Origin of the sequence: Qipengyuania sp. R86523 (genome assembly GCF_044596365.1) — a bacterium.
Classification (GTDB): Bacteria; Pseudomonadota; Alphaproteobacteria; order Sphingomonadales; family Sphingomonadaceae; genus Qipengyuania; species Qipengyuania citrea.
Map to the genome: position 1 here is coordinate 1,867,948 of NZ_CP138997.1, position 22,042 is coordinate 1,889,989.

General features: G+C 65.1%; 23 protein-coding genes and 1 tRNA gene. 13 read left to right on the plus strand and 11 right to left on the minus strand.

From position 1 onward, the window contains the following. The first annotated feature begins 10 nt into the window (after positions 1-10). The 6 genes from mtnP (at position 11) to SJY12_RS09180 (ending at position 8,238) form a co-directional block, all read left to right on the plus strand. Entirely contained in the window at positions 11-883 is an 873-nt protein-coding gene (gene mtnP / locus SJY12_RS09155; RefSeq protein ID WP_063506067.1) for an S-methyl-5'-thioadenosine phosphorylase, read from the plus strand. Continuing rightward, positions 880-2,367, plus strand: coding sequence for a glycerol-3-phosphate dehydrogenase (gene glpD / locus SJY12_RS09160; protein ID WP_397505157.1), 1,488 nt, complete (start codon positions 880-882; stop codon positions 2,365-2,367). Before mtnP ends, glpD begins: the two co-directional genes overlap by 4 nt. A 96-nt stretch (positions 2,368-2,463) precedes the next feature. Beyond that, a complete protein-coding gene (putA, locus tag SJY12_RS09165) occupies positions 2,464-5,601 on the plus strand; it encodes a bifunctional proline dehydrogenase/L-glutamate gamma-semialdehyde dehydrogenase PutA (RefSeq protein WP_397505158.1) in 3,138 nt (1,045 codons plus the stop codon). A 60-nt stretch (positions 5,602-5,661) separates the two neighbouring features. Next, entirely contained in the window at positions 5,662-6,216 is a 555-nt protein-coding gene (dcd, locus tag SJY12_RS09170) for a dCTP deaminase (protein ID WP_050599494.1), read from the plus strand. A gap of 10 nt (positions 6,217-6,226) precedes the next feature. Continuing rightward, positions 6,227-7,009: a hypothetical protein gene (locus SJY12_RS09175; RefSeq protein WP_397505159.1), complete on the plus strand. Its 783-nt coding sequence runs from the start codon at positions 6,227-6,229 to the stop codon at positions 7,007-7,009. A 53-nt stretch (positions 7,010-7,062) separates the two neighbouring features. Next, complete coding sequence (locus SJY12_RS09180; RefSeq protein WP_397505161.1) at positions 7,063-8,238, plus strand: saccharopine dehydrogenase family protein; 1,176 nt, start codon at positions 7,063-7,065, stop codon at positions 8,236-8,238. A 74-nt stretch (positions 8,239-8,312) separates the two neighbouring features. Here the strand turns inward: SJY12_RS09180 and SJY12_RS09185 are convergent, their stop codons facing one another. Next, the gene (locus SJY12_RS09185; RefSeq protein ID WP_397505163.1) at positions 8,313-10,385 is read right to left on the minus strand and encodes a TonB-dependent receptor; all 2,073 of its coding nucleotides are present in this window, start codon (positions 10,383-10,385) and stop codon (positions 8,313-8,315) included. Between the two features lie 295 nt (positions 10,386-10,680). Then, positions 10,681-10,755, minus strand: a tRNA-Gly gene (locus SJY12_RS09190). 196 nt (positions 10,756-10,951) lie between these two features. On the opposite strand from SJY12_RS09190, the gene SJY12_RS09195 reads away from it, so the two are divergent. Both SJY12_RS09195 and SJY12_RS09200 read left to right on the plus strand, forming a co-directional pair. After that, complete coding sequence (locus SJY12_RS09195) at positions 10,952-11,878, plus strand: tetratricopeptide repeat protein (RefSeq protein WP_348031548.1); 927 nt, start codon at positions 10,952-10,954, stop codon at positions 11,876-11,878. An 8-nt stretch (positions 11,879-11,886) separates the two neighbouring features. Further along, complete coding sequence (locus SJY12_RS09200; protein ID WP_397505164.1) at positions 11,887-12,498, plus strand: LON peptidase substrate-binding domain-containing protein; 612 nt, start codon at positions 11,887-11,889, stop codon at positions 12,496-12,498. A 23-nt stretch (positions 12,499-12,521) separates the two neighbouring features. Here the strand turns inward: SJY12_RS09200 and SJY12_RS09205 are convergent, their stop codons facing one another. The 5 genes from SJY12_RS09205 to argB form a co-directional block, all read right to left on the minus strand. Beyond that, entirely contained in the window at positions 12,522-13,145 is a 624-nt protein-coding gene (locus tag SJY12_RS09205; protein ID WP_050601698.1) for a MarC family protein, read from the minus strand. Between the two features lies 1 nt (position 13,146). Continuing rightward, positions 13,147-13,848, minus strand: a complete 702-nt coding sequence (locus SJY12_RS09210; RefSeq protein ID WP_397505165.1) for a hypothetical protein — start codon at positions 13,846-13,848, stop codon at positions 13,147-13,149. Further along, entirely contained in the window at positions 13,845-14,741 is an 897-nt protein-coding gene (gene folD, locus SJY12_RS09215) for a bifunctional methylenetetrahydrofolate dehydrogenase/methenyltetrahydrofolate cyclohydrolase FolD (RefSeq protein ID WP_063511216.1), read from the minus strand. The genes SJY12_RS09210 and folD overlap by 4 nt, the downstream gene beginning before the upstream one ends. Next, positions 14,741-15,031, minus strand: coding sequence for a YggT family protein (locus SJY12_RS09220; RefSeq protein WP_397505166.1), 291 nt, complete (start codon positions 15,029-15,031; stop codon positions 14,741-14,743). Before SJY12_RS09220 ends, folD begins: the two co-directional genes overlap by 1 nt. Positions 15,032-15,111: 80 nt before the next feature. Next, positions 15,112-16,008: an acetylglutamate kinase gene (gene argB / locus SJY12_RS09225; protein ID WP_348347208.1), complete on the minus strand. Its 897-nt coding sequence runs from the start codon at positions 16,006-16,008 to the stop codon at positions 15,112-15,114. Between the two features lie 214 nt (positions 16,009-16,222). On the opposite strand from argB, the gene SJY12_RS09230 reads away from it, so the two are divergent. Beyond that, the gene (locus SJY12_RS09230) at positions 16,223-16,597 is read left to right on the plus strand and encodes a hypothetical protein (RefSeq protein ID WP_397505167.1); all 375 of its coding nucleotides are present in this window, start codon (positions 16,223-16,225) and stop codon (positions 16,595-16,597) included. A gap of 361 nt (positions 16,598-16,958) precedes the next feature. After that, positions 16,959-17,618, plus strand: coding sequence for a hypothetical protein (locus SJY12_RS09235; RefSeq protein WP_397506714.1), 660 nt, complete (start codon positions 16,959-16,961; stop codon positions 17,616-17,618). 66 nt (positions 17,619-17,684) lie between these two features. Here the strand turns inward: SJY12_RS09235 and SJY12_RS09240 are convergent, their stop codons facing one another. Beyond that, complete coding sequence (locus tag SJY12_RS09240) at positions 17,685-17,906, minus strand: hypothetical protein (protein WP_160766096.1); 222 nt, start codon at positions 17,904-17,906, stop codon at positions 17,685-17,687. 142 nt (positions 17,907-18,048) lie between these two features. On the opposite strand from SJY12_RS09240, the gene SJY12_RS09245 reads away from it, so the two are divergent. Further along, on the plus strand, positions 18,049-18,636 hold the full coding sequence (locus SJY12_RS09245) for a thermonuclease family protein (protein WP_397505168.1): 588 nt from the start codon (positions 18,049-18,051) through the stop codon (positions 18,634-18,636). Between the two features lie 138 nt (positions 18,637-18,774). Here SJY12_RS09245 and SJY12_RS09250 read toward each other — a convergent pair whose 3' ends face one another. The 3 genes from SJY12_RS09250 to SJY12_RS09260 form a co-directional block, all read right to left on the minus strand. After that, positions 18,775-19,398, minus strand: a complete 624-nt coding sequence (locus tag SJY12_RS09250; RefSeq protein ID WP_397505169.1) for a hypothetical protein — start codon at positions 19,396-19,398, stop codon at positions 18,775-18,777. Positions 19,399-19,463: 65 nt separating this feature from the next. Continuing rightward, a complete protein-coding gene (locus SJY12_RS09255; protein WP_397505171.1) occupies positions 19,464-19,967 on the minus strand; it encodes a Panacea domain-containing protein in 504 nt (167 codons plus the stop codon). A gap of 2 nt (positions 19,968-19,969) precedes the next feature. Further along, entirely contained in the window at positions 19,970-21,031 is a 1,062-nt protein-coding gene (locus tag SJY12_RS09260) for a ribonucleotide-diphosphate reductase subunit beta (RefSeq protein WP_397505172.1), read from the minus strand. Between the two features lie 194 nt (positions 21,032-21,225). On the opposite strand from SJY12_RS09260, the gene SJY12_RS09265 reads away from it, so the two are divergent. Then, positions 21,226-21,531, plus strand: a complete 306-nt coding sequence (locus SJY12_RS09265; protein WP_397505174.1) for a hypothetical protein — start codon at positions 21,226-21,228, stop codon at positions 21,529-21,531. Positions 21,532-21,765: 234 nt separating this feature from the next. Further along, on the plus strand, positions 21,766-22,002 hold the full coding sequence (locus SJY12_RS09270; RefSeq protein ID WP_050601687.1) for a DUF2171 domain-containing protein: 237 nt from the start codon (positions 21,766-21,768) through the stop codon (positions 22,000-22,002). Positions 22,003-22,042 lie beyond the last annotated feature (40 nt).

A 22,042-nucleotide genomic window follows, 5' to 3' on the forward strand; every position in this document is an offset into this window, starting at 1 on the left:
GAGGGGATATATGAGCGACTGGACCATCGGCATCATCGGCGGGTCGGGGCTTTATGCCATCGATGCGCTGGAGGATCCGCAATGGATTGCGGTACAGTCGCCCTGGGGCGATCCCTCCGACGAGATCCTGTGCGGCACCATCGGGCACGTTCGCGTGCGGTTCCTGCCGCGCCATGGACGCGGTCATCGCATCGCCCCCTCGACGCTCGATTCACGCGCCAATATCGATGCGCTCAAGCGCGCTGGCTGCACCGATATCCTCGCGGTCAGCGCGGTCGGTTCGCTGTCGGAAGAGCTGGCACCGGGCAGGTTCGTCACCGTCGACCAGTTCATCGACAACACCAAGGGTCGCCCATCGAGCTTTTTCGGGGACGGGTTCGTTGCGCATGTCTCCATGGCCGATCCGGTGTGCGACCGCCTGTCCAGACACGCTGCGAAAGCCGTCGCCGCAGCAGGGGGCGAATGCACCGAGGGCGCGACCTATCTCGCCATGGAGGGGCCGCAGTTTTCCACCCGCGCCGAAAGCCGGCTCTATCGCCATTGGGGCGCCGAAGTGATCGGCATGACCGGAATGCCCGAGGCCCGGCTGGCCCGCGAAGCGGAGCTGCCCTATGCCCTGCTGGCGATGGTGACCGATTACGATTGCTGGCGTGACGAGACCGAAGCGGTCGATGTCGGTCAGGTCCTCGACCGGATGCAGGACAATGCCCGGCTGGCGCGCGAAACGATCGAGGCGTTCTGCAAGGCCCTGCCGCGCAAACGCACGCCATCGCCCATCGACCATGCGCTGGACAATGCCGTGGTGACCGCGCCCGAGGCCCGCGACAAGGCGCTGATGACCAGGCTTGATGCCGTCGTCGGCCGCGTGATCCGCCAGCAATGAACGAAGCCTACGACCTCCTTGTTATCGGCGGCGGGATCAACGGCGCAGGCATTGCCCGCGATGCCGCGGGCCGCGGCCTGCGGGTCCTGCTGGTCGAGAAGAACGATCTGGCCTCGCATACCTCCTCGGCCAGCACCAAGCTGGTCCATGGCGGGCTGCGCTATCTTGAGAATTACGAATTTCGCCTCGTTGCCGAAAGCCTCCGCGAACGCGAAGTGCTGCTGCGCAACGCCCCGCACATCATCTGGCCGCTGCGCTTCGTCATGCCGCATGAACCGAGCATGCGGCCCAAGTGGATGCTGTGGCTGGGCCTCGCGCTATACGACCGCATCGGCGGACGGATGAGCCTGCCCAAGAGCAAGCGCGTCAAGCTGCGCGTGGCCCCGCACCGCACGATCCTGCAAGACCGGCTGACCAGCGGTTTCGAATATTCGGACTGCTGGGTCGAAGACGCGCGATTGGTCGTGCTGACCGCACGCGACGCGGAGGAACGCGGCGCGGAGATATGCGTGCGTACCGAATGCACCGCGCTGGAGCGAAGCGCGGATGGCTGGAGCGCGACACTGCGGAGTGCTGCTTGCGAACGATCCGTGACGGCGCGCGCAGTGATCAATGCGGCGGGTCCGTTCGTCGACCGGGTGGCCAAGATCGCGCTGGGGGCCGGTACACCGGCCCATCTGCGGCTGGTCAAGGGCAGCCACATCATCGTGTCGCGGCGGTTTTCGGGCGAGCATGCCTATATCTTCCAGCAACCCGACGGGCGAATCATTTTCGCTATCCCCTATGAGCGCGACTACACGCTGATCGGCACGACCGACCTGCTATACGAAGGCGATCTCGACGCCGTCACGATCGCGCCCGAGGAGACCCGCTATCTGTGCGAAGCCGCCTCGCGCTATTTCACCAGCGCGGTAACGGAAGAGGAAATCGTGTCCTCCTATGCTGGCGTGCGCCCGCTGTACGAAGACGATGCCGCAAGCAATTCGACCGTGACCCGCGACTACGTGTTCGAACTCGACGCGCAGGACGGGGCGCCCATCCTGTCGGTCTATGGCGGCAAGATCACCACCTACCGCAAGCTGGCCGAACATGCGCTGGAAAAGCTGGGCGAGGTGATGCCGCTGCCGGGGCGCGACTGGACCGCCCATGCGCCGCTTCCGGGCGGCGACATGCCCGATGCCGATTTCGCCGGTTTCCTGTGGGAGGCGGGTGAACGCTATGCCTGGATACCGCCCGAAATGCTGCTGCGGCTGGCGCGCGCCTATGGCACGCGGATCGACCGTGTGCTGGGCGGGGCAACTGCGCTGGCCGATCTCGGCCGGCACTTCGGCGGTACGCTGTACGAGGCTGAGCTGCGCCACCTCGTCGACCACGAATATGCGCGCACCGCGCAGGATGTGCTGTGGCGGCGCAGCAAGCTGGGTCTGCACCTGCCTGACGAAGCACAGCAGGCAGTCGCCGACTGGTTTGCCGCGCGCGACTGACACGACGCTACGGAACCAGCGCGCTCCGCAAAGCTTGAAAGGGATACACCGCAGGTCCAATGGGCCTGCTTTATCCCTCCTTCTGTCCGGAGTCGTATGGCCCTGCACGATCCTGCCCGCCTGTCCCCCATTTCCCGCCAAGCGCTCCGCGAGGCCTACCGCGCGGAAGAGAACGCCTGCGTCGCCGAGCGCATGGCACAAGCCAGCGCGGCGAGCGCCAAGCACGAGGAAGCCGCCGAGATCGCCACCCGGCTGATCGAGGAGGCGCGCAAGCGCAAGGCCAGCGGGATCGATGCCTTCCTGCACCAGTATGGCCTCGCCACCGAGGAAGGCGTGGCGCTGATGTGTCTCGCCGAAGCGCTGCTGCGGGTGCCCGATGCGGCGACCGCCGACGCGCTGATCCGCGACAAGATCGGCGATATCGACTGGGCCGAACACATGGGCGAAAGCTCATCCACCTTCGTCAACGCCGCGACCTTCTCGCTGATGCTGACGGGCGAAGTGCTCGAACGTCCCGAGGAAGCGCAGAAGGGCATGGGCAAGACGCTCAAGCGCGCGGTCAACCGACTGGGCGAACCCGTGATCCGCACCGCGACGCTGCAGGCCATGCGCATCCTCGGCGGACAGTTCGTCTATGGCCGCACGATCAATGAATCGCTCAAGCGCGCGGCCCCCGAACGCGCGCGCGGGCTGACGCACAGCTTCGACATGCTTGGCGAAGCCGCGATGAGCTTCGCCGATGCCGAACGCTACCGGGTGAATTACCACGAAGCGATCGAACGCCTGGTGCGCGAATCGACCGGCGACGTGCGGACCGCCCCGGGCATCTCGGTGAAGCTGTCCGCGCTGCATCCGAAATACACTTTCCTGCATGCCGATCTGGCGATCGCCGACCTGTTGCCGATCGTGCGCGATCTCGCGACCGCTGCGCGCGATGCGAATATCCATTTCACCATCGATGCCGAAGAAGCCGACCGGCTCGAGCTGTCGATGGATCTGATCGAGGCCCTCGCGCGCGACGACAGCCTGTTCACACGGCCCGACGGCAGCCGCTGGGAAGGGTTCGGGCTGGCCATCCAGGCCTATCAGAAACGCGGCGTGCCGATGGTCGAATGGACCGCGCGGCTGGCCCGCAAATACGACCGCAAGTTCTTCGTCCGGCTGGTCAAGGGCGCCTATTGGGATACCGAGATCAAGCTTAGCCATGTTGGCGGGTTCAAGGATTTCCCCGTCTTCACCCGCAAGCTGGCCACCGACGTGAGCTATCTCGCCTGCGCGGAGAAGATGCTGGCCGCAGACGATGCCATCTATCCCGCCTTTGCCACGCATAACGCCTACACCATCGGCGCGATCAAGGCGCTGGCGGGCGGCAAGCCACTCGAATTCCAGCGCCTTCATGGCATGGGCGAGGACATCTACGGCGCGCTCGCGCAGATGGAAGGCAACGACCGCACCAATGTGCGGATCTATGCCCCCACCGGCACGCACAAGGACTTGCTGGCCTATCTGGTCCGGCGGCTGCTCGAAAACGGCGCGAACAGCTCTTTCGTCAACCGCATGGCGGACGCCGAAGTGCCCGCTTCCGATCTGGCGACCGATCCGGTGGCCGACATGGCGCAGCTTGATCCCTATCGCAATCCGACCATCCCGCTGCCGGAAGACATTTTCCCGGGCCGCAAGAATTCGGCCGGGATCGACCTGTCCGATCCGCTGGTGCTCGAACCGCTGCAGGAACGCCTCGCCGCGCTTGAGAGCCGGCACTGGACGGCAGAGCCGACCTTCATGTCGGGTGCCGATGCCGAAATCGCCCCGATCAACAAGCCGCACGACCTGTCGGCTGAAGTCGGCACGCGCCGCGACACACTCGATTTCGAAGTCGAGGAAGCGATCACGCGCGCCGAAGCGATCCAGCCGGGCTGGGACCGGCTGGGCGGCGAGAAACGCGCGGTGCTGCTCGAAGCGGCGGCCGATCTGTTCGAGGAACATACCGACGAATTCCTCAGCCTGTGCCAGCGCGAGGCGGGCAAGACGCTGATGGACGCAGTGCTCGAGCTGCGCGAAGCGGTCGATTTCCTGCGCTTCTACGCCAATGAGGCGCGGCGCCAGTTTACCGGCCCGATCCCGCTGCCCGGGCCAACGGGCGAAGAAAACCGGCTCAGCCTGCATGGCCGCGGCGTGTTCGCCTGCATCAGCCCGTGGAATTTCCCGCTGGCGATCTTCATCGGGACACCCGCCGCTGCGCTCGCCGCGGGCAATACGGTCGTCGCCAAGCCGGCCGAGCAGACGCCGCTGATCGCGGCGCTGGCGGTGCGCCTGTGCCACCAGGCGGGCATCCCCGAAGAGGCTTTTCAGCTGCTGCCGGGTGCGGGCGAAGTGGGCGAGATGATCACTTCCGATCCGCGCATTGCGGGCGTCGCCTTTACCGGATCGACGCAGACTGCGCAGGCGATCAACCGCGGCCTCGCCGCGCGCGAGGGTCCGATCGCCACGCTGATCGCCGAAACCGGCGGACAGAACGCGATGATCGTCAATTCGACCGCGCTGCCCGAGCAGGTGACCCGCGACGTCGTCGCCAGCGCGTTCCAGAGTGCGGGCCAGCGCTGCTCGGCGCTGCGCGTGCTCTATATTCAGGACGACGTTTACGACGAGATGCTGAAGATGATCCGCGGCGGTTTCGAGGCGCTGACGATCGGCAATCCAGAGCACCTGGCCACCGATGTCGGCCCGGTGATCGACATGGACGCCAAATCCTCGCTCGAACGGCATGTCGCCCGGCGCAAGAAGGGCGGTTTCCCCGTATGGCGCCGCCGCCTTCATCGCGGTGCCAATGCCGGGTGCTTCGTCGCGCCGACGATCGTGGAAATGGATTCGATCCTCGACCTCAAACGCGAGAACTTCGGCCCCATCCTCCATGTCGTACGTTACCGCGCCGCCGATCTCGGCCGCGTGGTCGAGGATATCAACGCGACCGGCTACGGGCTGACCATGGGGCTTCACAGCCGCAATGACGACACGCGCGCCTTTGTCGAGGCGCGCGCCAAGGTCGGCAATTTCTATGTCAACCGCAACCAGATCGGTGCCGTGGTCGAAAGCCAGCCGTTCGGCGGCGAAGGCTTGTCGGGCACCGGCCCCAAGGCGGGCGGGCCGCACTACGTCGCGCGGTTCGCAACCGAACGCGTGGTGTGCATCGACACGACCGCAGCCGGCGGCAACGCCACGCTACTGGCGAGCTAAAGGGCGGATAAGATTCCCGGGCCGCTTGCCCCAGTGGCGCGGCTCGGGAATCGTCCTCCCATGGCGATTCTTTCCGACAAGTGGATCCGCGACAAGGCGCAGAACGAGGGCATGATCGAGCCCTTCGTGGAGGCGCAGCGCCGCGAAGGGGTGATCAGTTACGGGCTGTCGAGCTATGGCTATGACGCGCGCGTCGCGCCCGAGTTCAAGATCTTCACCAATGTGAACAGCGCGGTGGTCGATCCGAAGAACTTCGACGGCGACAGCCTGGTCGACCGCGAAACCGACATCTGCGTGATCCCGCCCAACAGCTTCGCGCTGGCACGGACGGTCGAATATTTCCGCGTGCCCGAAGACGTGCTGGTGATCTGCCTCGGCAAGAGCACCTATGCACGCTGCGGGATCATCGTGAACGTCACCCCTCTCGAACCCGGCTGGGAAGGCCATGTGACGCTGGAATTTTCCAACACCACCCCGCTGCCGGCGAAAATCTACGCCAATGAAGGCGCGTGCCAGTTCCTGTTCCTGCAGGGCAACGAGCGCTGCGAAACAAGCTACCGTGACCGCGCGGGCAAATACATGGGTCAGCGCGGCGTGACGCTGCCGCGGCTGTGACCGCGATCGGGTGAGCGTTTCACGCTTTCCCTTCTGGCGTGTCGCGCCGGGCGAGCGCGAGGGCGAATACGTCCTGCCGGTCATGCCGCCTGCCACGGTTGGGCCCGAAGGCGCACCGCATGTGATGGGCGGGGTCGCACTGGCGGCAGCGGTCGACGCGCTCGAACTGGCGAGCGGGCAGACGCTGCTATGGTCGAACATCCAGTTCCTCGCCCCGACCACGCATGCGGAGGAGCTGGTCGTTTCCTGCGAGCAGTGCGGCGGCGGCCAGTCGGTGGGCCAATGGCAGGCGGAAATTCGCAGCAACAGCCGGCTGACCCACCGCGTCAGTGCGGCGCTGGGTGCGCGCGAGCCGAGCGAGCAGCGCATCTTCGCCGCAATGCCCGACGTCCCGTCCCCCGCTGAATGCGAAAGCGGCGATCGCAGCTGGGGCGTGCCCGGCACGCTGGGCGATCAGCTCGAGACCCGCGTGGCGTTGCAGGACGACGCGCGCGGCATCCAGGCGCTGTGGTCGCGTTCGCAGGCGGGCTTTCCCGTGAACTCGGGCTGGCTGGCGATCGTCTCGGACTTCTTCCTCGGCGCGCATCACGCCGCGCGCGGCGGCTCCAGCCTCGACGATACCTATCGCCATATCCAGTCGGCGGACGATGGCTGGGTGCTTTCGGTGACCGAGCTTGCCGCCTTCGATCGCGGCGTGGTTCACGGCAGTGCCCGGCACTTCGCTGAAGACGGGCGCTTGCTGGCCATTTCGAGCCAGTCGGGCGTCCTCCCGCGCATTCCGCGCACGCCGTAACGTCTTTGACTCTCCTGCCCGCCACGCGCATTCAGGCGGCAAAGGAGACTGACATGGCCGACACCGAATTCGACATCATCGTCTATGGCGCCACCGGGTACACCGGGCGTCTCGTCGCCGAGCATTTCGTGCGCGAATATGGCGATGCCGCCAATGCCCCGAAATGGGCAATGGCGGGGCGCAGCATGGACAAGCTCGAAGCGGTCCGCGACGAAATCGGCGCACCGGCGAGCACGCCGCTGGTCGTGGCCGACGCTGACGATCCCGCCAGCCTCGACACTATGTGCGCGCGGACCAAGGTCGTTCTCAGCACGGTCGGTCCCTACCAGCTCTATGGCGACGCACTGGTCGCTGCCTGCGTAAAGAGCGGGACGGACTACGCCGACCTGTGCGGCGAGCCGGGCTGGATGCGCGAACAGATCGACCTGCATCACGAGGCAGCCAAGAACAGTGGGTCGCGGATCTGTTTCTCGAGCGGGTTCGATTCGATACCCTTCGATCTCGGCGTGCTGATGCTGCAGCAGGAGGCGGTGAAGCGCCACGGTTCGCCCGCTCCGCGCGTCAAGGGCCGCGTCCGCGCGATGCAGGGGACCTTTTCGGGCGGCACTGCGGCCAGCCTCACCGCAACGATGAAGAACGCGGCCAAGAACCCCGGGATCATCAAGGTACTCAACGATCCCTTCGGCCTGACGCCGGGTTTCACCGGCCCCGATCAACCTTCGGGCATGATGCCGCACTACGAGGACGAACTGGGCAAATGGGCCGCGCCGTTCATTATGGCGACGATCAACACCAAGAACGTCCACCGCACAAATTTCCTGCGCGGCCATCCCTATGGCGAAGACTTCCGCTATGACGAGATGATGCTGACCAGCCCCGGCGAGGCCGGCAAGGCTGCGGCCGACGCGGTCGTCTCGATGCTCAAGAACCCGTTCGGTGCCAAGCCCCCCAAGCCGGGCGAAGGCCCGACCAAGGAGGAGCGGGAGAACGGCTTCTACGATGTCCTGTTCGTGGGCGAATGGGAAGACGGCGAGCGGCTGCACTATGCCGTGAAGGGCAAGTACGACCCGGGATACGGTTCGACCAGCCGGATGCTGGCGGAAACCGGCATGGGCCTGCTCGAAAGCGATGCCGAAGGCGGGGTCGGTACTCCGGGCTCGTTCCTCGGCGAAGCGCTGGTCACGCGGCTGCAGGAACGTGCCGAACTGACCTTCGCCGTCGAACAGTAGGCACGGCAGAACCGATACGGTGACCGCCAAGGCTGGCCATGGCGGTCACCGAAAACCCGGGTGGGCGGACCGGTTCAGAAACTGGCGCGCAGGCTGGCGCTGAAATTGCGCCCGGCCAGCGGGACGAAATCCTTGGTGAAGCTGGTGTGGCGGCGGCCCGAGACGTCGAAAATGTTGTCCGCCTTGAGCAACAGGGTGACCGAATTGGTCCCCCGCAACGGGCGCCACGCGATCGATGCGTTGACGAAGGTGTAGCCGTCGGTCGCGGTTTCGAACGGCGCGATGTCGTTCTGTTTGTCATACCATTCGACCTCGCCGCGCACGTCGAAGTCACCCGTCGACGCCTTGAGCGCGGCGGCCAGGTGCAACGGCGGAATCCGCGGGACGAAGGTATCGTCGTCGAGCTTGGCGTGGACGTATTCGCCCAGCAGTTCGGTCCCCAGCGTGAAACTGTCCGTCTCGAGCAGATCGAAGGCAACTTCCCCCTCGATCCCGGAATAGGTCGCATCCTGCTGCAGGAAGACGAAGACCGGCAGGTCGTCCTCTTCGGCGCCCGTCTGCGACAGGTAGATGAAGTCGTCGAACCAGGTGCGGTACGCCGCGAGGCTGAACGTCGCGCCGGCGAGGCTCCCGCGGGCGAACAGTTCGGCGCCCCAGGCCTTTTCCTGCTTCAGGTTGGGATCGCCGATCTCGAATGCCTGCGTCGCGATATGCGGCCCGTTCGAGAACAGTTCCTCGGCGGCGGGCGCGCGCGCCACCCGTGACAGGTTGATACCGGTACGGATGGCAGGCGTCGCTTCGTAGGACAGCCCCACCGCGCCCGAGAAGGTGTCGAAATCGCGCGTAATGCCGAGCGTATTGGCTTCGGTATGCGTGTTTTCGTAGCGCAGCGAGCCCTCGACCTGCAGCGGACCGGTGCCATATTCCTGCAAGGCGAACATGGCGAACTGGTCCGTCCGGTTCGGCGCGACGAAGGCCTCGGCCCCGATCGCTTCGAAATCGCGGAAATAATACTGCATACCGATCGAACCGCGCCACGGGCCGCTGTCGTTCTGGATCAGCTCGGCGCGGGCCTCGATCCCCTGCACATCGAACACCGTACCGATTTCGTCGCCCTCGAATTCGGTATGCGTATAGTCGGAATAGCCGGCGCGCAGGCGCAGCCGTTCGAACAGGCCTTCGCCGAGATAGATGTCGCCGCGCAGATCCGCGCGGTACTGGCGCAGGCCGATGCTTACGGCTTCTTCGCCCTCTTCCTCTTCGGCGCCGTGGTCTTCATCATGCTCCTCGCCTTCTTCCTCGCCGTGATGGTGGCCCGCACCGGGGCGACCCGGCACGCCGTATTGGGTATCGTAAACCCCGAAGGAGAACCCAAGGCTGCTATCGTTCCTGAAGAACGCGAGCCCGGCGTTCGCAGTCCATGTCTCGGTGCCGGTGTTGGGAACGAAACCGCGCTGGTCGGCGGCTTCGCGCAATTCCTCGGCTTCTTCGAGATTGCCTTCCTCGGTCTCTTCGGCAGCATCGGCCAGCAGGTCGGCGCGCAGCGAAGGCGCGACGGTATAGCCGGGGACTTCGAGATCGTCGGTCTCGCGCCATGATCCATCGGCATGGAAGACGAAGCCGCTATTGCCCAGCCGCATATCGACCGATCCGCCGATTTCACGCTGGTCGGCGGCGGTGTCGCCGCCAGCAAGGAAGTCGAAATGCACGCTTTCGCTCGGCAGCCGCAGCGGAATCCGCTTGTCGATGACGTTGACCGCGCCGCCGATCGCCTGGCTGCCGAACAGCAGGACTGCGGGGCCGCGCAGCACCTCGATCCGTTCGGCGGTCAGCGGATCGATCGAGACCGCGTGATCGTCCGAGGTGTTCGAGGCATCGATCGCGCCGATTCCGTCGATCAGCACCTTGACCCGTTCACCGGAAAAACCGCGCAGGATGGGGCGCGATGCCCCGGGCGCGAACCCGCTTGCCGATACGCCCGGCTGGCTGTCGAGCACGTCGCCGATCTGGCCCGCGAGATTGCGCTGCAATTCCTCGCCCTCGACCACGTCGGTCCCGGCGAGCAGATCGAGATCGCGTATCCCCTGCGCGCTGACGACGATCTGGCCCTGATAGTTGATCCGCCGATCGTGCAGATCGTCGGTCAAAGGGGGACTTTCGGCGTCCCGTGCGGGATCTGCCGGTTCGGCGGACTGGGCGTAGGCCTGACTGCCCACGGCCAATGCCGCGAGCGAGACGGTGGAGCCGACGAGACGAAGCGAGTTAGCAAGACGATACAACATATCGTAGCCGTTAGCGGGCTCAGCCTGTGGCGCAACCTCTTTTTGGCCCAATTGCCTTGCCGCTCGACGAATTGGCCCGGCAAAGCGACCAACTACCGCGCGCGCCGCAGGGCGCGCAGGCCTTTCATCGGCCAACAGATATCCGGATTATCGAGGAAAATGGAGCGGGCGAGGCGATTCGAACGCCCGACCCCAACCTTGGCAAGGTTGTGCTCTACCCCTGAGCTACGCCCGCTCACTGGCGCTACCGGAACTGGGTGGTCCCGGTGGGGAGGCGGCCAACTAGCAGCGGCCTTCGAGTCTCGCAAGCCGAAAATTGCAGATTTTTTGCGACCCTTGCGAGCGTGCCGGCGCTCCTTCACATTGCCGTGCGAATGCCCACATGGGGCATACCGGAATTTTGAGATGAAAGGTGGACTTACGTGGCGAGCATGGGGCTGAGCATTGACGAACAGAAAGCGGTCGAGCGCTTCAAGACCGACGTCGTCGAACCGTCGATGTCGAAGCTCGTCATCCTCGATTTCCACGCCGAGTGGTGCGGCCCCTGCAAGGCGCTGGCACCGATGCTCGAAAAGGTCGCGGCCGAATATGCCGACAAGGGCGTGGTGCTGAAGAAGGTCGATGTCGACGCGGAAAAGTTCATCGCCGCGCAGTTCCAGGTGCAGTCGATCCCGACGGTCTATGCGATGTTCCAGGGCCAGCCGGTGGCCGATCTTACCAATGCGCGCAGCGAATCGCAGCTCAAGCAGACGCTCGACCAGATCCTCGCCCAGCTGCCGCTCGACGGCGGCGGCGACAATGGTGCGGCAGGCGGCCAACAGCAGCAGCAACAGGACGTCTCGCAATTCGTCACCATGGCCGAACAGGTCCTGGCCGAAGGCGACGCCGAGCGCGCGGCAGGTGTTTTCGGACAGGTGGTGCAGATGGCGCCCGACAATGCCGCGGCGCATGCCGGGCTGGTCCGCGCGCTCGTGCAGGCGGGCCATGTCGAACAGGCGCAGGCGGCGCTGAGCGCGGCCGAAGCCAATCCGGCGGTGGCTGCCGATCCGCAGATCGAACAGGCGAAAACCGCGCTCGAACTGGCTGGCAACAAGGTCGATGACGGGCAACTCGCCGCGCTCAGGCAGCAGGCCGAAGGCGGCGATATGCAGGCGCGCTACGATTACGCCGAGGCCGCCTTCGCTGCGGGCGATCGCGATGCCGCGGCCGACGAACTGCTGGCGATGGTCGAAACCGACCGCGAATGGAACGAGGGCGCAGCGCGCGCCAAATTGCTGCAGATGTTCGAAGCCGTCGGTCTCGAGGATCCGTGGGTGGTAGCGACACGGCGGCGCCTCTCGCGCCTGTTGTTCGGATAGGGCGGCCGTTGAGCCAGCGTCTTTCCATCTTCCCGCTTGCGGGGGCGATCCTCTTCCCGGGGTTACAACTGCCCCTGCATGTGTTCGAGCCGCGCTACCGCGAACTGATCGGCAGTGCTTTGGCCAAGGACCGGCTGATCGGGATCATCCAACCCCAGAAGCCGAGCGATCGCGCACCGCTCTATACGGTCGGCTGCGTCGGCCGGATCGGCGATGTCGAGGCTTTGGAAGACGGACGCTACAACATCGTGCTCGACGGCGAATCGCGGTTTCGCGTGCTCCGCGAACTCGAGGTGGCGACCGCCTTCAGGCAGGTCGAAGCCGAAATGATCGAGGATCCGTCCGGACAGACGCTGTCGACGGTCGAACGCGCCGGCTTCGAATTCGAAGCCCGGCGGTTCGCCGACATGCAGGGCTATTCGGTCGACTGGGATTCGGTTGATCAGCTCGATGACGAAACGCTGATCAACGGCGTTGCGCAGATCGCGCCCTTCGATTCGGCTTCCAAGCAAGCACTGCTCGAAGCGCCCGACCTGCACAAGCGGTGCGACCTGATGATCCAGCTGATGCAGTTCTTCGCCTTGCGCGACGACGGCAACGAGATCGTCACGCTGCAATAGCGCGCGGCGCGGGCCAGGCCGCCCTAGCCGAAGAAGCTGCCGCGCAGCCCATCGATGACATATTGCGCCGCCAGCGCGGCCAACAGCACGCCGAGAACGCGCGTTATCGCGGCTTCGACCTTGTCGCCGAACAGCCGCATGATCGGCCCTGCGGCGATCAGCGCGGCCATGGTTATCAGGATGACCGCCACCAGCGCGCCGAGCACGATGAGGTTCTGCTCGATCCCCTGCGCCTCGTTCATCAGCAGCATGATCGCTGCAATCGCCCCGGGCCCGGCCAGCATGGGAATGGCCATGGGAAAGACCGACACGTCTTCGACCTCGGGCGTCGCGGCCACCTTCTCGGCCCGTTCCTCGCGCCGCTGGGTGCGCTTTTCGAAAACCATCTCGAAGGCGATCCAGAACAGCATCAGGCCGCCGGCGATGCGGAAGCTGTCGAGTTCGATATGCAACGCCCCGAGCAAGTCCTCGCCGAACAGCGCGAAGACCAGCAGGATGACCAGCGCGATCCCCGATGCGCGGATCGCCATGTTGCGGCGCTGGGCCGCCGAGGCACCCTTGGTCAATCCGGCATAGATCGGCGCGCAGCCCGGCGGGTCGATGACGACGAACAGGGTGATGAATGCGGACAGGAACAGGGCGGTCATGCTACTCCTCCACCGGCGCCGCGACGCTGCCCGCCATGGCATCGACCATGCGGCCATCGCGGTGCAGCATCAGTTTCCAGTGACGCGACAGATCGGGTGCGACCACGAAGGTCAGGAACAGGCTGCTGTCGCCGCTGACCTGGTCGAAATAGGTGCCGCCATCGACCGGTCGCGACTGCGTGGCCTGTTCGCGCAGCTCCGCCGCCAGACCGCGTGCCGGGCATTCGGCGACATCGGTGCCGACGAATTCCGGCGCCCCGCGCGGGGTATCTTGCGCGATGCGCTGATGCAGTGTCCAGCGGTAGTCGCCATCCGGGCGGCGTTGCCATACCGTGGTGAACTCGCCCTGCGCGCCATCCGGATGCTGCCAGGCCCCGCGGGTGACCGCCAGCGACCCGTCGCAGCTCGACCAAATGTGATGCGGCTGCCATCGCAGCGCCGCTGCAGGATCGGCGCGGCCCTGCAACCAGTCGCGTGCTGCCACCGGCTCGGGCACGAACAGCACCGCGTCGCCGGCGGAGAAATCACGGAAGGCGGACCATTGCCCGTCTTCCTGCGCCGCGCGGGCAAGTTCCAGTTCGGCGGCCACCACCTTGGAAGGATTGGCAGCGGGCGCCAGCAGCCGCGCGTAGCGATCGCGCGAACCGGGCCCGGCGGTGCAGGCGGCAAGCGCCAGCGCCAGCAGGGCGATGGCGAGCCTCACAGCGCGCCTTCGGGCAGGTCGAGCGCTTCGTTGCGATAGGCGGCGACCAGCGTGTTGCGCAGCAGCACCGCGATAGTCATCGGCCCGACCCCGCCGGGCACCGGGGTAATCGCGGCGGCAACGCCCTGCGCGCCCGCATAGTCGACATCGCCGACCAGTCGGCCCTTGTCCGCGCCGGGTTCTGCCGGCAGGCGGTTGATCCCGACATCGATCACCGTCGCTTGCGGCTTGAGCCATTCCGCCTTGACCATTTCGGCGCGGCCCACTGCGGCCACGACGATGTCGGCGCGCCTCACCACTGCGGGCAGATCCTTGGTGCGGCTATGCGCGATGGTCACCGTGGCATTGGCGTCGAGCAGCAGCTGCGCCATCGGCTTGCCGACGATGTTCGACCGGCCGATCACCACCGCCTCGAGCCCCGAGAGATCGCCCAGCCGGTCGGTCAGCAGCATCATGCAGCCGAGCGGCGTGCAGGGGACGAAACCGCTCTGGCCGACCGCCAGTCGCCCGGCGTTGGTGACGTGGAAGCCATCGACGTCCTTGTCGGGACTGATAGCGGCGATCACCGCCTGTTCGTCGAGGTGGCCGGGCAATGGCAGCTGGACGAGGATGCCGTCGACCGCCGGATCGGCGTTGAGGCGTTCGACCAGCGCGAGCAGTTCGGCTTCGCCAGCATCCGCCGGCAGGCGATGCTCGAAGCTCTCCATGTTCGCAGCCACGGTCGCCTTGTGCTTGCTGCGTACGTAGACCTGGCTGGCCGGGTCCTCGCCCACCAGCACCACCGCGAGCCCCGCCTTGCGCCCCGCCGCCTGTTCGAACTGCGCCGCCTGCCGGCCGACGCGCTCGCGCAGCTTGGCAGCGAACGCCTTCCCGTCGATGACCTGCGCGGCCATCAGCCGTAGATCACATTGCCGAGGACGATCAGGACGATGTTGAGCAGGATGATCAGCACCAGCGGCGAGAAATCGATCGCGCCCGTATTGGGCAGCAGGTTGCGGATCGGCCCCAGCACCGGTTCGAGCAGGCGGTTGATCGCCATGTAGAAGCCCGCGAGGAAATCGTTCGACCGGTTGACCACGTTGAAGGCGAACAACAGGCCGATGACGAACTGGATGATGATGAGCATCACCAGCACGTTGGTGAGCATGGAGATGATCTGGTAGATCGTGCTGAGCGCCTGCATGTGGTGGTGCGTTCCCTTGAAGCTGTCCTGTTGCGCGTCCTACAAGCGCGCCGCGCCGCGCGCCACCCCCGACCGACCGATTACCGCCCCCTGGCGACCAGCGTACCCGCGCCGCGCGCGGTGAAGAACTCGAGCAGCATGGCATGCGGGACGCGCCCGTCGAGCACCACCGCCGCCTCGCAGCCCGATTCCACTGCCTGGACGCAGGTTTCGAGCTTGGGGATCATCCCGCCCGAGATCGTCCCGTCGTCGCGCAGCCGGCGGATGTCGGCGGGCGTGAGGTCGGTCAGCAGGCCGCCCTGCTTGTCGAGCACGCCCGCGACATCGGTCAGCAGCAGCAGCCGCGCCGCGCCCAGCGCCGCCGCCAGCGCGCCCGCCATGGTGTCGGCGTTGATGTTGTAGGTATGCCCGTCCTCGCCCACGCCGATCGGCGCGACCACGGGGATCATGCCCGCACCGGTCGCGGTCTCGATGATCGTGGTGTCGACCTTCGAGGGTTCGCCGACGAAGCCCAGGTCGAGCACTTTCTCGATATTGCTGTCGGGGTCCTTGTGCGTGCGCTGCAGCTTGGTCGCGGTGACGAGCCCGCCATCCTTGCCCGAGATGCCGATCGCTTTGCCCCCGGCGCGCGCGATCGAGCCGACGATCGCCTTGTTGATCGCGCCCGACAGCACCATTTCGGCGACCTCGGCGGTCTGCTTGTCGGTCACGCGCAGGCCATCGACGAAGGTGGTCTCGACGCCCAGCTTTTCCAGCATCGCGCCGATCTGCGGGCCGCCGCCATGGACCACCACCGGGTTGATCCCCACCGCGCGCAGCAACACCACGTCTTCGGCGAATTCGCGCGCCGCGCGCTCGTCGCCCATGGCATTGCCGCCGTACTTCACGACGAAGCTGCGCCCGGCATAGCGCTGGAAGTAGGGCAGCGCCTCGATCAGCGTTTCGGCCTTGGCGTGGATATCGGGTCTGGTGGTCATCGGCGGCGAAATAGCGATGCTGCGCGCCCGAGGCAAAGGTTTGTGCGTCCGCGCCCGCAGCACCGCCTGCATGAACGCCGGCTAAACCTGCGATAAACCGCCGATGAACCGGCTCGTTTCGCCAATCAGGGCGCACGGATGGGCGCATTTGCGGGGGCCGGCGGCGCGGCTGCGGCGTATCCCCAGTCCCGATAACGAGAATGGGATACGCATCATGACCAAGTTCACTGCCCTTGCCGCCGCGCTTATCGCCGCCACCGGCGCCACCGCCGCCAGCGCGCAGGTGACCGGTCCCGTGACCGGCCCCGTCACCGGCCCGGTCACTGGCACGGTCGATACGGCTGCCGAAGCGCGCGTCGATACCGCCCCCGCGACCGATCCGGTGGTGGATGACACCACCACCGCCGCCGACCGCGCGCTGATGACCGCCGAGGAACGCGCACAGGCGGTCGAGGACCGGCTCGGCGACCCTGTCGCGGTCGATGGCGACCTCGAGACCGATACCGATGCCGAACTGGACACGCCCGGCGCGGATACGGAGGTCGACGCCGACACCGACACCGAGCTCGACACGCAGCCCGAGCTGTAAGTCACAGGCCGACCGGCCGCGCGGGGCACCCCCTCCCTGCCCCGCGCGGCCGCCCCGGAGGCGGCAGGCGATCCTGCCGCCCCCTTGCGTTTCCGCACCGCGGCCCGGCACGCCCTGGCGTGTTGGACTCTTGTAGGCTTCCCCCTCGGCCAGTCTGATGACATGGACCGCATGGACCACGGTCCAAACGCAAAAACCGCGCCTAGCCGCAGATTGCCCCGCACGGGCTGGCTCGGGCGAAGGAGAGGGGCGACAGGCATGGCCCCGCGATAGCCGCTGTGCCCCCGCGTAGGAAAGCGCGCGCAGCGGGCGGCCGCGCGGCAACGCTTCCCTTTCGCCGCGCGCGGTCTAGGGTCGCGCAATGACCCGCACCCAGATCCTGACCGCCCTGATTGCCGCCGCTCCGCTAGCAGGGTGCGCCATGCCCGCCCCGGCAAGCGCACCGCCATCCGCCGCGGCCCCGCAGGAAGCGTTCTGGCAGGCGCTGTCGAGCCATTGCGGCAAGGCCTACGCGGGCGGCCTCGCCAGCACGGACGCGCGCGATGCGGACTGGGCGGGCAAACGCATGGTCGCGCATTGGGCCGCATGCGACGAAGCCCGCGTGGCGATCGCCTTCCATGTCGCAGACCCGGAGGCCCCCGCCGGTTGGAACCGCAGCCGGACCTGGATCGTGACGCGCGAGGGTGAAGGCGCAGCCACGCGCGTCACGATCCAGCACGACCACCGCCATGCCGATGGCGAGGCCGATGCCGTGACCTTCTATGGCGGCACCAGTACCGACGCGGGCACAGCGCGGGCGCAGGACTTCCCGGTCGACGGCGAAAGCGTGGCGCTGTTCACGCGCGAGGGGCTGGACGCCTCGCTGACCAATGTCTGGCGGGTGGAGGTCGATCCGGCAGCGCAGCCGGATGCGCATTTCGTCTACCAGCTTACCCGGCGGAACGATCCGACACGGCTGTTCCGCGTGGAATTCGACGCGAGCACGCCGATCGCCGCGCCGCCCGCCGCCTGGGGCTGGTAGGACGCAGACCCTTTCGCCCCGCGCAGCGATGCCCCGCCCCGCTCCGGCGGGTGGGGCCGCCGCCCGTTATTCGGCCGGGACTTCCGCGTCCTCTTCGGGGACATTGGTCATCGGCGTGTCGGGCGTGTCGACCTCGACCGCATCGGGCTGCTGCTCGGCCACGATCAGCTCGCCGCCGCCCTCGTCGGTGGCATCGACTTCATAGGCGGTGTCTTCGGACTCGGCGCAGGCGGCAAGCGCCAGCGCGGCGGCCAGCGGAAGGGCGAAATTTGCAAGACGGGTGGTCATCGGCAGGTCTCCTGTAAGCGGAAGGTTGCTCGGCCGCGATGCTTGCACTCCCGCCGCTGCGAAGCAAGGGCCCTGCGCAGCGGCGCATGCACGCAGGCCTGCACGATTGCACCCGCGGGGCGCGGGGCTATCCTTGCGCGTCATGGGCAGGAAAACGCGCTTCAAACCGAAACGGCGAACGCGCGCAGGCAGGCGCACGGTCCGGCCTGCGCGTTTCAAGCGGCGGCAGCCGACCTGGCGCGAGGCATGGGTCTCGATGCGTCCGCTGCTGCTGCTGATCGCGCTGGCGACGCTGGCCTATGTCTTCGCGCTGCCCGGCGTCCTTCCCGCCCCCGGCTGGCTGTCGAGCGAGCCGCAGGTGATCGAGGGGCGCTTCACCCGCTGCGGGCGTGGCCGCGGTTATTACTGCGTGGTCGATGGCGACACGTTCAAGCTGGGCGAGCGCAGCGTGCGCGTGGTCGGGATCGACACGGCGGAGAAGGATGCCGGATGCCCGGCGGAGGCGGTGCAGGCCGAGGCTTCGACCCGTGCGCTGCAAGGCTGGCTCAACCGCGGCCCCTTCCGCATGACGCACCGGCTGGACGAACCCATCGACCGCTACGGCCGCGGCCTGCGAACCATCTACCGCTTGCGCCCCGACGGCAGCGAGGACCGGTTGGCGGATTTCATGCGCCGCGAGGGTGGTGCGCGGGGTTATTGGGGTGGGGGTAGAGGGGGTTGGTGTTTATGAGAATCTAGAATTTAAGTTCTCATCTCACCTGACTAGCACTTTCCAGTATAGCTGCAAATTTTCCAACCAAATGGAATATAAAAATCGCGAAATGGGGTTTGAAAACGATTAATTATGCCCAAGCGGCCGCTTTAATTATTAACCCAAACTCTCGATCAACATTTTTTCGGCGTCATTCATCGCGCCGGCATAGCGGTCAAAAAGTTCCTGCTTTTCATCGTCAGAAAGCGTTTCCAGTTTACTTACCCGCCATTCGAAAACTGTTCGCTCCTTTTTACAATACGGCGCAACCGGCGTGCACACAATCACCGCATCAGAACCTTGAAATTCTTCCAAAGTCAAAATGGCTTCGTGAATGATCGTGGCGAGAATTCTAATTTGGTATGGGCTCAGATCCATTCGCGACCAGGCAATCACAAAATAAGGAACCAATTTCCCGTCTTCATTCAGAACAAACGTGGGCTTAACTGGAACTTTAACGCCAGCTGAAACATGGTAGAATTCGACCATGTCACGAAAGACTTGAATGCCTGACCACCCTCTCGCCTTTGCGTACGCGCAGAAGGCCCGGACGATCCATCTCGCCCTTTCTCGGTCCCCTTCTTTTTTGATCCGATTAACGGACTTAAGGGCCTGTTCCTCAGAGATGCCGTCGACGACATATTGGACGCAAATTCCAATAGCGCCCAAAAGGCTTGTGCGCGGAGGGTTAATGGCGAAGTCGTGAAGCGCCTTGGCGGTGCTGTCACGCCGCCCCTTCATGCTTTTGACCCAGTTGTGCGCAGCCGGAGGCCGGCGCAACTTATGTATTAACTTTTCAACTCTCGTCATCTTGCCAACCTCGAAGTCGGTAGGCTCTCCAATATGAGAGCATCAGTAATGTGCATCCCCGGATTAGATGATTCAGTGTGGTTCCACACCTTCCACCAAGGACCGTCTCCATCATGCGAAATCTCACGCAAGATGTATGCAGGAAGCCGAATCATAGGCTCTAATGCCTCTAGAATGACCCGTGCATCTTCTGCCGCAAGGTCCCCAGGCACCGTTTCCACCGAATTCGTTCCCGTATTGTACCTAGTCGCGCGATCGGTAATCGGCTCGGAACCAAACTTTTTGAACGAGCTATAAATTTCGCGAAATACTGGTCCATGGTCCCACGCCTCAATCTTGGCGTCAGTTAGCTTTCGACCTTCACTCACCAGCGCGTATTCGTAAGCGAAGTAAACGAGTTTATTCAGCGACATATTGGTTATTGGCTGACCAAGCTCGTCTGCATAGTCCAGTATCCAATTAGCAATTTCCTTGACGCTATATTTCGATACGGAACGCACAACTACTCCGCCGCCTGCACCCCAGCCTCATCGCCAAACAGTCCGGGGCCGTCATCCTGCGCGGCGCCTTCCTCGTTCGCGGCCTTGGCCTTGTTGCGGCTGTCGAAGCTCGACCAGACGGTGTTCCAGTCGCCGGTGGTGGCGCCCTTGGAATATTCGGTGGCGCGCTGTTCGAAGAAGTTGGCGTGCTCCACGCCGTTGAGCAGCGGGGCGAGCCAGGGCAGCGGGTGATCGTCGATCATGTAGATCGGCTGGAGGCCCAGCTGGCCCAGCCGCCAGTCGGCGATGTAGCGGATGTACTTCTTGATTTCCTTGGGCGTCATGCCCGCGACCGGGCCCATTTCGAAGGCGAGGTCGATGAAATTGTCTTCCAGCCGCACCGACTTCTGGCAGATGTCGATGATGTCTTCCTTGACCGCCTTGGTCAGGCAATCACGCTCGCGCACGAATTCGTGGAACATGCGGATGATGCCTTCGCAGTGCAGCGATTCGTCGCGCACCGACCAGCTGACGATCTGGCCCATGCCCTTCATCTTGTTGAAACGCGGGAAGTTCATCAGCATGGCGAAGCTGGCGAACAGCTGCATGCCTTCGGTGAAGCCGCCGAACATTGCCAGCGTGCGCGCGATATCCTCGTCATTGTCGACGCCGAACTGCTGCATGTAATTGTGCTTGTCGGCCATTTCCTCATATTCGAGGAAGGCGGAATATTCGCTTTCGGGCATGCCGATGGTGTCGAGCAGGTGCGAATAGGCGGCGATGTGCACCGTCTCCATGTTGGAGAAGGCGGTCAGCATCATCTTGACCTCGGTCGGCTTGAACACGCGCGCGTATTTGTCGTGGTAGCAATCCTGCACCTCGACATCGGCCTGGGTGAAGAAGCGGAAGATCTGCGTGAGCAGATTGCGCTCGTGCTCGGACAGCTTCTGCGCCCAGTCGCGGCAGTCTTCGCCGAGCGGCACTTCCTCGGGCATCCAGTGAATCTGCTGCTGGCGTTTCCAGAAGTCGTAGGCCCAGGGGTACTCGAAGGGCTTGTAGGTCTTGCGGGCTTCGAGCAACGACATTCTGGTGGTTCTCCGGTTTTCAGCGTGAACGTCCCATATAGTGAATCAGACCCGGGATTCGAAGGCAAGCGGGAATGATTCGGCGGGGATAAAACGGTTTCTGCGGGGTTTGTGCGGCCCGCCGCGTCGCGCATGCGGCGAATGGCGGAACGCCGGGGCCTGCCCCGCCGTTGGTCGGGTGAAGGAGACACACCATGGGTGAATACGCCCCCGACGACCAACGCGACGTCCACAGCAATACCACTGCCGAATGGCGGGAGGCCGAAGCGTCGCAGGATGCTGCCGGCAAGCCCGCGGCCAAGCCGCAAGCGGATGCCGAGCAGGGCGAAGCGCGGATGGGCTATGGCAATGCGCGCGATGCGAATGGCGCGATGGAACAGGACACGGCGCGCGACGCCAGCACGGACGCGTCCGATACCGCCACCGCCGCGGATGGCGATGATGCGCGGCCCGACGTGCGGGCGCGCGCCGATGCCGCCCGGCCGCTAGGCGGCGCCTGACCGCAGGCACACACATTCGGGGATTTGCGACATCGTTCGGTTTCCCCTTTTGCGGGCGATGTCCGCAAGCCCCAGGCGCCCCGCCTCTCACCCAGCGGCGGGGCGCCATTGTTTGTGTGGGCCAGCATTTCCAAGCCTCGCGGCTCTGCCGTGCATGAGCTTCGACGAAGCGTGGACCGATCGCGCAGGCCGCCCGTTGGTATGGTGTAAGCAAACGAAAACAAAGGGAAATTTATGTTCGAGAAGATTCGCATCAAGGAACACATGGAAGTCGCCGATTGCAAGGGACAGCATGTCGGGACCGTCGATGAAGTCGAAGGCGACGCGATCAAGCTGACCAAGTCGGACAGCGCCGATTCGATGCACCACTTCCTCGCGCTTGGCGACGTCGAGAAGATCGACGACAACCGCATCTACCTGAAGGAAACCGCACGGATTCCCGAAGGCCTGGGCAACAAGGCAGTCGCCTGACCCGCCCGCCTCCGACGACCCTTGCAAGGGTCGCAGAAAA

Coding starts and splice junctions, on each gene's coding strand:
- SJY12_RS09270 (WP_050601687.1), top strand. CDS start 21,766: ATGTTCGAGAAGATTCGCATCAAGGAACACATGGAAGTCGCCGATTGC.
- SJY12_RS09250 (WP_397505169.1), bottom strand. CDS start 19,398: ATGAAGGGGCGGCGTGACAGCACCGCCAAGGCGCTTCACGACTTCGCC.
- SJY12_RS09230 (WP_397505167.1), top strand. CDS start 16,223: ATGACCAAGTTCACTGCCCTTGCCGCCGCGCTTATCGCCGCCACCGGC.
- SJY12_RS09180 (WP_397505161.1), top strand. CDS start 7,063: ATGGCCGACACCGAATTCGACATCATCGTCTATGGCGCCACCGGGTAC.
- SJY12_RS09265 (WP_397505174.1), top strand. CDS start 21,226: ATGGGTGAATACGCCCCCGACGACCAACGCGACGTCCACAGCAATACC.
- folD (WP_063511216.1), bottom strand. CDS start 14,741: ATGGCCGCGCAGGTCATCGACGGGAAGGCGTTCGCTGCCAAGCTGCGC.
- SJY12_RS09235 (WP_397506714.1), top strand. CDS start 16,959: ATGACCCGCACCCAGATCCTGACCGCCCTGATTGCCGCCGCTCCGCTA.
- dcd (WP_050599494.1), top strand. CDS start 5,662: ATGGCGATTCTTTCCGACAAGTGGATCCGCGACAAGGCGCAGAACGAG.
- SJY12_RS09245 (WP_397505168.1), top strand. CDS start 18,049: ATGGGCAGGAAAACGCGCTTCAAACCGAAACGGCGAACGCGCGCAGGC.
- SJY12_RS09195 (WP_348031548.1), top strand. CDS start 10,952: ATGGGGCTGAGCATTGACGAACAGAAAGCGGTCGAGCGCTTCAAGACC.
- SJY12_RS09205 (WP_050601698.1), bottom strand. CDS start 13,145: ATGACCGCCCTGTTCCTGTCCGCATTCATCACCCTGTTCGTCGTCATC.
- SJY12_RS09260 (WP_397505172.1), bottom strand. CDS start 21,031: ATGTCGTTGCTCGAAGCCCGCAAGACCTACAAGCCCTTCGAGTACCCC.
- argB (WP_348347208.1), bottom strand. CDS start 16,008: ATGACCACCAGACCCGATATCCACGCCAAGGCCGAAACGCTGATCGAG.
- SJY12_RS09220 (WP_397505166.1), bottom strand. CDS start 15,031: ATGCAGGCGCTCAGCACGATCTACCAGATCATCTCCATGCTCACCAAC.
- SJY12_RS09240 (WP_160766096.1), bottom strand. CDS start 17,906: ATGACCACCCGTCTTGCAAATTTCGCCCTTCCGCTGGCCGCCGCGCTG.
- mtnP (WP_063506067.1), top strand. CDS start 11: ATGAGCGACTGGACCATCGGCATCATCGGCGGGTCGGGGCTTTATGCC.
- putA (WP_397505158.1), top strand. CDS start 2,464: ATGGCCCTGCACGATCCTGCCCGCCTGTCCCCCATTTCCCGCCAAGCG.
- glpD (WP_397505157.1), top strand. CDS start 880: ATGAACGAAGCCTACGACCTCCTTGTTATCGGCGGCGGGATCAACGGC.